Raw genomic sequence first — 9,670 nt, forward strand, 5'->3', positions numbered from 1 at the left:
GCAGGGTGACCTGGCCGGAGACCGTAACGCGAAGGCGCCGGTTGCGCCGCTCGAGCCGTTTTACGTTGGGCTTTTTGGTTGTTCCGAGATGATCAACGAAGGCTTCCGGCGGCTGGTCGAAGTCGGCGTGATCAAGCGCAAGGTGGTCGACGACCTGGAACTGATGCGGCGCTTGCGCGAGGACACGGCGAGTGCGGACGACCGCGCGCGCTTGGAGCGCGAAGGCGAGTTCCTGCAAGGCGGGTTCTACCTCGGTTCGCCGGACTTCTACGCCTGGCTGCGCGAGCTGCCCGAAGCGCAGCGCCGCGGCATCGGCATGCGCCGGATCAGCGAGGTCAACGAACTCTACGGCGGCAACGAAACCCTGGAGCGGCTGCAGCGCCGCGACGCGCGCTTTTTCAACAGCTGCATGATGGCCACCGCGCTCGGCGCGGCGGTGTCGGATACTCTCGACGACGGCCGCGTCGTGTCGGGCGTCGGCGGCCAGTACAACTTCGTCGCCATGGCCCATGCGCTGCCGGACGCGCGCTCGGTGCTGATGCTGCGCGCCACCCGCGAAAGCGCCGGCGAAGTCCGTTCCAACCTGGTCTGGAACTACGCCCAGACCACGATTCCGCGCCACCTGCGCGACGTCTACGTAACCGAGTACGGCATCGCCGATCTGCGCGGCAAGACCGACGAGGACTGCATCCAGGCCATGGCCGCGGTCGCCGAGGCCGGCGCGGGCGTCGCGCTGCGCCTGACCGCGATGCGCCACGGCAAACTGCCGACGCATACGCCGCAACCGCATTCGCGCAACACGCCGCAGCACCTGCGCGAAGCACTGGCGCCGTTCCGCGCCGACGGGAGCTTGCCCGACTACCCGCTGGGCAGCGATTTCAGCGCGGTCGAACAGCGCCTGGTCAAAGCCCTGGGGTGGCTGAAGGCCCATACCGCGACCCGCGCGGCCAAGCTGCGCACGCTGCTGCGTGCGCTGACGGCGCCGTCGTCCGCGACCGATCCGGACGCGATGCAACGCATGGGGCTGCATGCCCCGCGCGGTCTCGGCGAACGTCTGGAGGCACGATTGCTGCGGCTGGGTTTGCGCGAAACCGCCTGACGCCGGCGGGACGGCGCCGCCTCAACCGGCCCGATCGGCCGCCGCCTGCGCCGGCAGCGCGCGCCTGCCGGCGTTCGCGCAAACGCGCGACGAGACGATGGCCGAGACGGATGCCGGGCTTCTCGATTCAGCGATAGATCAACCATGAGGCCGGCACGACCAGCGCCAGACTCAATGCCAGGCAGGCGAAATACGCGACGCCCGGCGGCCATTCGGCATGGAAGCGGGCGAACGCATCGTACAGGCGCGACACCAGGAACGGGGGCACCAGGTAGAGCGAATAGCTGATGGCGCCGAAAAGCAGTTCAGCCGGTTGACCAGCCATCGGTTGCTCGCCAGCAACAGCCCCAGCAGCAACAGACCGCAGAACAGCGAGGCCAGGTACCAGCCGTCGCCGATCATCGGGATCGGCGGCAGCAGGCCGTAAAACAGGGTGCCGAGCCGCCCGATCGGGCAACCCGCGGCGCGCAGGTCCGGTGCGCCGGACCTGCCTGCGGGCAGGCTCAGCCCAGCCGCTTGACCGCCTCGACCACGCGCTCGACGGTGAAGCCGAAGTGCGGGAACAGGGCTTCGGCCGGGGCCGAGGCGCCGAAGGTGTCGATGCCGATCACTGCGCCGTCCAGGCCGACGTACTTGCGCCAGAAGTCGCTGACGCCGGCCTCGACCGCGACCCGCTTGCGGACCGCGTTGGGCAGCACCGATTCGCGGTAGTCGGCCGGCTGGCGATCGAACACGTCGCTGGACGGCATCGACACCACGCGCACCTTGACGCCTTCGGCGCTCAGGCGCTCGGCCGCCTGGGTGGCCAGGCCGACTTCCGAACCGGTGGCGATCAGGATCGCCTCCGGCGCGCCGTCGCTGTCGCGCAGCACGTAGCCGCCGCGCGCGATCTGCGCGACCTGCTCGTCGTTGCGCGGCTGATGGGCCAGATTCTGGCGCGAGAAGATCAGGCAGCTCGGGCCGTCCTGGCGCTCGATCGCCGCACGCCACGACACCGCCGACTCGACCGCGTCGCAGGGACGCCAGACGTCGTTGTCGGGAATGTAGCGCAGCGAGGCCAGGTGCTCGATCGGCTGGTGGGTCGGGCCGTCTTCGCCCAGGCCGATCGAGTCGTGGGTGTAGACGTGGATCGCGTGCGCGCCCATCAGCGCGCTCATGCGCACCGCATTGCGGGCGTAGTCGCTGAACACCAGGAAGGTGGCGTCGTAGGGAATGAAGCCGCCGTGCAGCTGCAGGCCGTTGCCGATCGCGGTCATCGCGAACTCGCGCACGCCGTAGTAGATGTAGTTGGCGTTCGGGTCGCTGCTGGCGACCGACTTGCTGCCCTTCCACAGGGTCAGGTTGGAGTGGGCCAGGTCGGCCGAGCCGCCGACCAGCTCCGGCAGCAGCGGGGCGAAAGCTTCGATCGCCATCTGCGAGGCCTTGCGCGAGGCCACGGTCGGGCCGTCGGCCTGCAGCTTGGCGATGTAGGCGTCGGCCTGGGCGCGGAAGTCCTGCGGCAGCTCGCCGGCGGTGCGGCGGCTCAGTTCGGCGGCCTCGGCCGGGAACTGCGCGGCGTAGGCGGCGAAGGCGCGGTTCCACTCGTCCTCGCGGGTCTGGCCGGCGGCGCGCGAACGCCAGCCGTCGTAGATCGCTTCGGGGATCTCGAACTCGGCGTGCGGCCAGTTCAGCGCGGCGCGGGTGGCGACGATCTCGTCCTTGCCCAGCGGCGCGCCGTGCGAGGATTCCTTGCCCGCCTTGGCCGGCGAACCGTAGCCGATGGTGGTGCGGCAGCAGATCAGGGTCGGCTTGTCGCCGTGCTTGAGCGCGGTGTCGATCGCGGTCTTGATCTCGACCGCGTCGTGGCCGTCGACGTTGCGGATCACGCGCCAGCCATAAGCCTCGAAGCGAGCCGGGGTGTCGTCGGTGAACCAGCCGTCGGTGTTGCCGTCGATCGAGATCTTGTTGTCGTCCCAGAACGCGACCAGCTTGCCCAGGCCCCAGGTGCCGGCCAGCGAAGCGGCTTCGTGCGAGATGCCTTCCATCAGGCAGCCGTCGCCCATGAACACCCAGGTGCGGTGATCGACGACGTCATGGCCGTCGCGGTTGAAGCGCTGCGCCAGCAGCTTCTCCGCCAGCGCCATGCCGACCGCGTTGGCGAAGCCCTGGCCGAGCGGGCCGGTGGTGGTTTCCACGCCCGGGGTCATGAAGTTCTCGGGATGGCCCGGGGTCTTGGAGTCGAGCTGGCGGAAACGCTTGAGTTCGTCGATCGACAGATCGTAACCGGACAGGTGCAGCAGCGCGTACTGCAGCATCGAGCCGTGGCCGTTGGACAGCACGAAGCGGTCGCGATTGGGCCACTTGGGGTTGTTCGGGTTGTGGCTCAGGTAATCGTTCCACAGCACTTCGGCGATGTCGGCCATGCCCATCGGCATGCCGGGGTGGCCGGAGTTGGCGGCCTGCACCGCGTCGATGGCGAGGAAACGAATGGCGTTGGCGAGGTCGCGGCGGCTGGGCGTCGTCATTGGGCTTGGGCGGCTGGAGGCTGGGAGGCGGAACTGGGAGGCCGGTCCCGCAAGCAAGCGCGGTTCGGGGAGCGGCGAAGAGCCGCTATTGTCCCATCCCGGGCCCCGCCCTGTCGCCCCAAGCCCCCGCTCGCGCCGGCGGCGATGCCGGTTCAGGCGTCGCGGCACCCGGCTGCGACCGGGCTACGGCCAGGATCGGCATGCCGCCCGGGCGGTCCTGCCGGTCCGCGGCGGCGCCGAAACGCAACGGCCCGCCATGCGGCGGGCCGGACGAGCTGCGCAACGGGGACCCGGCTTAGTCGCCGAGTTGCTCCGCCGGCGGGTCGCTGACGCCGCGCGAGACCATCGAGGCGATGGCGATGTCGCCGGTGACGTTGAGCGTGGTGCGGCACATGTCGAGGAAGTGATTGACGCCCAGGATCAGGCCGATGCCTTCCGGCGGCACCTTGACCATGGCGCAGATCATCGCCACCACCGGCAGCGAGCCCGAGGGCACGCCGGCGGTGCCGATGCCGCCGAGGATGCAGACCAGCATGACCATGACCTGCTGGCCCAGGCTCAGGTCGACGCCGAAGAACTGGGCCAGGAAGATCACCGTGACGCCCTCGAACAGCGCGGTGCCGTTCTGGTTGGCGGTGGCGCCGACGGTGAGGACGAAGCGCGACACCCGGCGCGGCAGCTTGAGCTCCTCTTCGGCCACGCGCAGCGCGGTCGGCAGGGTGGCATTGCTCGATGCGGTCGAGAACGCCAGCACCATCGCTTCCTGCACGCCCTTGAAGAACGCCGTCGGCGAGCGGCCGCCGATGAACTTCAGCGCCAGCGAATAGACCACGAACAGGTGGATCGCCAGCGCCGCGACCACCACCGCGACGTACTTGGCCAGCTTGAACAGCAAGTCCCAGCCGAACGCCGAAGCCAGGTTGAACATGAAGCAGAACACCGCGTACGGCGCCAGCTTGATGACCAGGCCGATCAGGGTCATGGAGATGTCGAACAGCCCCTGGATGCCTTCGCGCAGCGTGTCCACGGCCTTGGAGCGGGTCAGCACCATGCCCACGCCGATCATCAGGGCGAAGAACATCACCGCCAGGATGGCGTCGTTGGCCGCGGCCTGGATCACGTTGCTGGGCACGATCGAGACCAGCATCTGGATGCCCTTGGGCGCTTCGGCGCTGCCCTTGACGATGCTCTGCGCGCGCTCGGCGTTCTCGCTCATCAACTGCTGGGCCTGGGCCGGATCGACCCCGGCGCCGGGCTGGAACAGGTTGACCATGACCAGGCCCAGCACCACCGCCAGCGAGGACATCAGGATGGTCAGGCCGAGCGTGCGCCAGCCGACCCGGCCGAAGGCGCGGATGTCGCCCATCTCGCTGACGCCCATGACCAGGGCCGAGAACAGCAGCGGGATCACCAGCATGAAGATCAGGCGCAGGAAGATCTCGCCCGCGGGGCCGGTGAGGGTCTCGGTGAGCAGCTTGAGCAGCGGCCGGCACTGCCAGATCTGCTCGGCGCCGGCGACCGCCGGCACGCAGGTCTGGCCGCCGAGCTGGGCCCAGGTGAGGCTGTTGAGGCCGGTGGCGTAGACGATCAGGCCGAGGGTGAGGCCGGCCAGAAAGCCGATCGCCATCTTCCAATGCAGCGGGAGCGACTTGCGCGCGTTCAGGGTTTCGCTCATGAATCCGGCCCGGCCAATACAGCCGGCAGGATACACCAGGGCCCACGGTCGGCCGCCGCAGCGGCCGGGCCCCGGCTCAGGCCCCGCGGCGCGGCGGGTACAGCGGCGCCAGCGGCGAGTCCGGTTCGGTCTCGGGGGCCTGCCAGCGCGGCCCGCGGGCGAAGGCGTCGCGCAGCAGAGCGCGCGCGGCGACGCCGTCGCCACCGCCCCAGCGCGCCCGGCGCAAGGCCTGCACGGCCTCGCGTTGCAAGGGATCGGCCAGGCGCTCGACCAGTTCGTCGTCGTCGGCCGCCGGCGGCGTGGCCGCCGCGCGCAGCGCCGCAGCGATCTGTTCGAAGTCGCCGCGGTCCAGCAGTTCGCGCAGCGCCGCCGAGGGCTTGGCGAGCTTGGAGTTCGGCGCGGCACTCTGCGCGGCCTTGGCGGGGCTCGCGGCCGGGGATGCCGCCGGATGCGCGCGCAGGTGCAGCGCCCAGAGCAGGGTCGCCAACCACAACGCGGCGAAGAAGAACGCCGCCACGGCCCAGAGCTTGCCGCCGGCCGGGCCAGCACCGGCACCGGCACCGGTTTCGGTCGCCAGGGCATCGGCGGCGACGCCGTCGGCGACCGGCGCGCTCGAACGCGGCGCGGCGCCGGGCGCGGTCGAGGGCGCACCGCCGGCCAGCACGTTCCAGTTCAATGGCGGCAGGGTCGCACTGCGCGCCTGGCCGGCACCGACGTCCCACCAATCCATGCGCACGCCGTCCAGGCGCACCGCACCGGCGCGTGCCGGCACCAGCGAGAACTTGCGCGTCAGCACCACCCTGGGCCGACCGTCGACGAAGCTCTCGTCGGCCTGCACGGGTTCGGGAAACACCTGCACGCCGTCGATCGGCGGCAATTGCAATTCCGGCAGTTGCGCCGCACCGGCGCCGTCGACGCGCGCCTCGATCACCAGACTGGCCGCACCGCCGGCGCGCAGTTCCTGCGGTGCGGTGCGGTAACGCAGGCTCAGCGCGCGCAACGGCAGCCAGGGCTGCGGCGCGTTCGCCGGCAACGCCTGCACTTCGAGCGTGCGCGGGCGGGTGCGGGCGCGCTGTTCGTCGCCGCTGCCGCCCATCATCTGATCGATCATGCCCGGCGCGCTGCGCCCTTCGAACACCGCCGGCGGCACGGTCAGTGCGCCGCTGCGCTCGGGCACCAGCAAAAAGCGGCGCTCGACCACGGTGTAACGGCGGCCGCCGAGGTCGCGGCTGTACTGGGCGTCGTCGCCGACCCGCATCAACGAAGCGCCGTCCGGCGCGGGCTGATCGATCTTGCCCGACAGCAACGGCACCGCCGCGTACAGCCGCACCACCCAACCCACCGCCTGTTGCACGTAAGGGCTGAGGTCGTCGCCCTCGCTTTCGATGAAGACATCGGCGCCGGCGCCCTGCGGGGTACCGCCGGCATCGGCTACGACCTCCAATTGCAGGGGCCGGGTGCGCTGGCCGGCGACCTGCAGCGCGGGAATGTCGATCCGCCCGCTGCGTTTGGGCGCCAGCGAAACCGCATACAGGCTGCGCACCGACAAGCCGCCCTGATTGGGCACGACCTGGCTGTTGCTGGTGCTGCCGGTGACTTGGAAGTCGGCGTGCAGCGGGCCGTAATCGGGACGCCCGCCGACCGAACCGACCAGTTCGATGTTGAGGGTGACGGTCTCGCCGGCATGGATCCGCTCGCGGTCGAGCCAGGCGCGCGGCTGCGCGAACGCACCGGCGCTCAACGTCGCCAGCAACAGCCACAGTCCGAATTGAACCAGCCTACGCGCCATCGCCTCAGTCTCCCTTCAGCGACTGCATCTGCCGCCGCTCGTATTCGATCTTGAACTTCTCCCGCAACAGCCCGCCCGGGTCGTCCGGGACGCGCTTGAGCCAGGCCTCGTTGGCCATCCGGCGTTCGCGCTGCTGCGCATTTTCGCGGCCGGGCGCCGGCGCCTTGCGATCGCCGCGTTGCGCACCGCCGTCCTGCGCCGCCCCCTGGCGCTCGAGCTCGCGCCGGATGCGTTCGCGCTGCGCCGCGTCGGCTTGCTGCTGCGCGGCCTGATCGGCGGCGCGCGGCGCTTCGCTGCGGCCGTTGCCGGCCCCCGAAGAACCGGGCTGCGGCTGGGGTTGCGGCTGCGGGGCGTTGCGGTCGCGCCGCGGATCTTGCGCGCGCTGACCGTCCTGCTGGCCCTTCTGCGACTGCGGCTTCGATTGCGAGCCTTGGCCGCCGTCGCGGCCCTGCCCCTTTTGTCCGCCGCCGTTGCGCTGCGGCGCGTCCTGCTTTCCCTGCTCCTGCGGCGACGGCGGACGCTGCTTGGCCGCAGCGACCGCGCGCCGGTTGGCCATCGCGTCGGCCATGCCCGGCTGCAGTTTCAGCGCTTGGTCGTAGGCCTGGATGGCTTCGTCGTAGCGGCCCTGGCGCGCCAGCGCGTTGCCGAGGTTGTACTGCGCATCGGCGCCCTGGCCCTGGCGATACAACTCGCCGGCGCGCTCGAACTCGCCCTTGCGATAGGCCGCCGTACCCTCCTCCATGCGCGCGTGCGCGGCCTGGTCGGCGCGTTGCCACAGGCCCTGCGCGCGCGCCGGCGACAGCGGCAGGCCCAGGCACAGCAGCAGCGCCAGCGCCGCCGCGCCGCTGCGGCGGCGGAACGCGAACAAGCCCAACAGCAGCAGCGGCGGCAACAGCCAATAGCCGTTGTCCTCGCGCATCCGTCCCTGCTTGCCCTGCGCCGCGCCGGCATCGCCGATCTTCGGCGCCAGCACGCCGAGCGCGCGCAGATCGGCGTCGCCCTGGCCGATCGCGACATAGCGGCCGCCGCCGTCGCCGGCCAGGCGACGCAGCGAATCGGCGTCCAGCGCCACCGAGACGATTCGGCCGTCGGGCCGGCGGAACGGCGTCGCCGTGTCGCCACCCAGGCCCAACGCCGACACCCGATAGCCTTGTTCGCGGGCCTTCTCCGCCGCCGCGCGCGCGGCGCGATCGGCTTGGTCGGTGATCAGCAGGATCTCGCCGCGCTCGAAACCGGCCTGGCGCAGCAAGCGCGCCGACCAGGCGATCGCGCGATCGGCGCGCTGGCCGTCGCCGGGCATGATGTCCGGCGTCAGCGCGTCGAGAAAGATCGCCACGTTGCGCCCGTCGTCGGTCAACGGAGCGACGGTGTAAGCGTCGTCGGCGTAGACCACCAGACCGACCTGGCCGCCGTCGCGCTCGCGCAGCAGGACCGACAACTTGGCCCGCGCCTGCGCCAACCGGGTCGGCGGCAGATCGCCGGCCAGGCTGCGGCTGGACAGGTCCAGCGCCAGCACCAGCGGCGTGCGCGCCTGCCACAACGGTTGTTCGCTTTCGCGCCAGCTCGGCCCGCTCAAGGCCAGCACCGCGACGACATAGCCCAGCGCCGCGGCGACCGCCGCCAGGCGCGAAGCCCGGCCAGCACGGCCATCCAGCAGATGCGGCAGCAGGTGCGCATCGACCGCGCCGCGCCAGACGCTGCGATCGCGCCGGCGCCGACGCCACCACCCGGCCAGCAACGGCAGCGCCGCGAGCAGCCACAGCCACTGCGGCCGCAGCCAATGCAGATCGGTCCACAGCGACCACACCGAAGCGCTCATGCCGGCCTCCGCCGCGGCCACAGGAAACCGAGCAGGGCCAAGGCCAGGGCGCCGCCCAGCGGCCAGGCGTAACGTTCGATGCGCGGCCGCACCGCCTGGCCCGGTCGGCGGATCGGCTCGAGCCGGTCGATCTCGGCGTAGATGCCGACCAGCTCGCCGGTGTCGCGGGCGCGGAAGAAGCGGCCGCCGGTGGTCCGGGCGATGTGGCGCAACGTGCTTTCGTCGAGCGCGTCGCCGCCGGGCACGGCGATCTTGAAGCCGAACAGCGACAGCGAGCCGTCGCCGCCGAAAGCGATGGTGTGGATGCGCACCCGATCGTCGCGCGCCAGCTCGGCGGCCTTGCGCGGGTCCAGCGCGCCGGCGGTGTTGACGCCGTCGGTAAGCAGGATCAGCACGCGCTGTTCGGCCGGCTGCTCGCGCAGACGCTTGACCGCCAGCCCGATCGCGTCGCCGATCGCGGTCTCCTGGCCGGCCAGGCCGACCACGCTGTCGCGCAACTGGTCGCGCACGGTGGCGCGGTCCAGGGTCAAGGGCGCCAGCGCGTAAGCGCGGCGGCCGAACACGATCAGGCCGACGCGGTCGCCGCTGCGCCGCTCCAGAAAGTCGGCCAGCACCGCTTTGGCCGCGGTGAGGCGATCGACCGGGCGATCGTTCAAACTCATGTCGGGCTCGCTCATGCTGCCCGACAGGTCCAGCGCCAGCATCAGATCCCGTCCGACCTGCGGCGGCTGCACCGCCTCGCCGAGCTGTTGCGGCCGCGCCGCGGCCACGCACAGCAGCGCCC

General features: G+C 71.2%; 7 protein-coding genes. 1 reads left to right on the plus strand and 6 read right to left on the minus strand.

Translation table 11 applies throughout. The annotated features are described in order from the left end of the window. Window positions 1–1,099, plus strand: a 1,099-nt coding sequence (locus tag TX83_RS16755) for an acetyl-CoA hydrolase/transferase C-terminal domain-containing protein (protein ID WP_315851272.1), incomplete at its 5' end; no start/stop codon positions are given. Between the two features lie 127 nt (window positions 1,100–1,226). Here the strand turns inward: TX83_RS16755 and TX83_RS16760 are convergent. The 6 genes from TX83_RS16760 to TX83_RS16785 all read right to left on the minus strand — a co-directional run. Continuing rightward, the gene (locus TX83_RS16760; protein ID WP_064749124.1) at window positions 1,227–1,424 is read right to left on the minus strand and encodes a hypothetical protein; all 198 of its coding nucleotides are present in this window, start codon (window positions 1,422–1,424) and stop codon (window positions 1,227–1,229) included. Window positions 1,425–1,602: 178 nt separating this feature from the next. Beyond that, the gene (gene tkt, locus TX83_RS16765) at window positions 1,603–3,603 is read right to left on the minus strand and encodes a transketolase (RefSeq protein ID WP_064749125.1); all 2,001 of its coding nucleotides are present in this window, start codon (window positions 3,601–3,603) and stop codon (window positions 1,603–1,605) included. A gap of 295 nt (window positions 3,604–3,898) precedes the next feature. Further along, window positions 3,899–5,278: a dicarboxylate/amino acid:cation symporter gene (locus tag TX83_RS16770; RefSeq protein WP_064749126.1), complete on the minus strand. Its 1,380-nt coding sequence runs from the start codon at window positions 5,276–5,278 to the stop codon at window positions 3,899–3,901. A 76-nt stretch (window positions 5,279–5,354) separates the two neighbouring features. After that, window positions 5,355–7,067, minus strand: coding sequence for a BatD family protein (locus TX83_RS16775; protein WP_075575216.1), 1,713 nt, complete (start codon window positions 7,065–7,067; stop codon window positions 5,355–5,357). A 4-nt stretch (window positions 7,068–7,071) separates the two neighbouring features. Further along, on the minus strand, window positions 7,072–8,886 hold the full coding sequence (locus tag TX83_RS16780) for a tetratricopeptide repeat protein (RefSeq protein ID WP_064749129.1): 1,815 nt from the start codon (window positions 8,884–8,886) through the stop codon (window positions 7,072–7,074). Then, window positions 8,883–9,670: vWA domain-containing protein (locus TX83_RS16785; RefSeq protein WP_064749128.1), on the minus strand; the 788-nt coding region annotated here is incomplete at its 5' end. The genes TX83_RS16785 and TX83_RS16780, both read right to left, overlap by 4 nt.

The organism is Lysobacter antibioticus HS124 (assembly GCF_000336385.2).
Classification (GTDB): domain Bacteria; phylum Pseudomonadota; class Gammaproteobacteria; order Xanthomonadales; family Xanthomonadaceae; genus Lysobacter; species Lysobacter firmicutimachus.

What these genes read in the sequence shown, in the direction of transcription:
- TX83_RS16760 (WP_064749124.1), bottom strand. Translation starts at nt 1,424, where the DNA reads ATGGCTGGTCAACCGGCTGAACTGCTTTTCGGCGCCATCAGCTATTCG.
- tkt (WP_064749125.1), bottom strand. Translation starts at nt 3,603, where the DNA reads ATGACGACGCCCAGCCGCCGCGACCTCGCCAACGCCATTCGTTTCCTC.
- TX83_RS16770 (WP_064749126.1), bottom strand. Translation starts at nt 5,278, where the DNA reads ATGAGCGAAACCCTGAACGCGCGCAAGTCGCTCCCGCTGCATTGGAAG.
- TX83_RS16775 (WP_075575216.1), bottom strand. Translation starts at nt 7,067, where the DNA reads ATGGCGCGTAGGCTGGTTCAATTCGGACTGTGGCTGTTGCTGGCGACG.
- TX83_RS16780 (WP_064749129.1), bottom strand. Translation starts at nt 8,886, where the DNA reads ATGAGCGCTTCGGTGTGGTCGCTGTGGACCGATCTGCATTGGCTGCGG.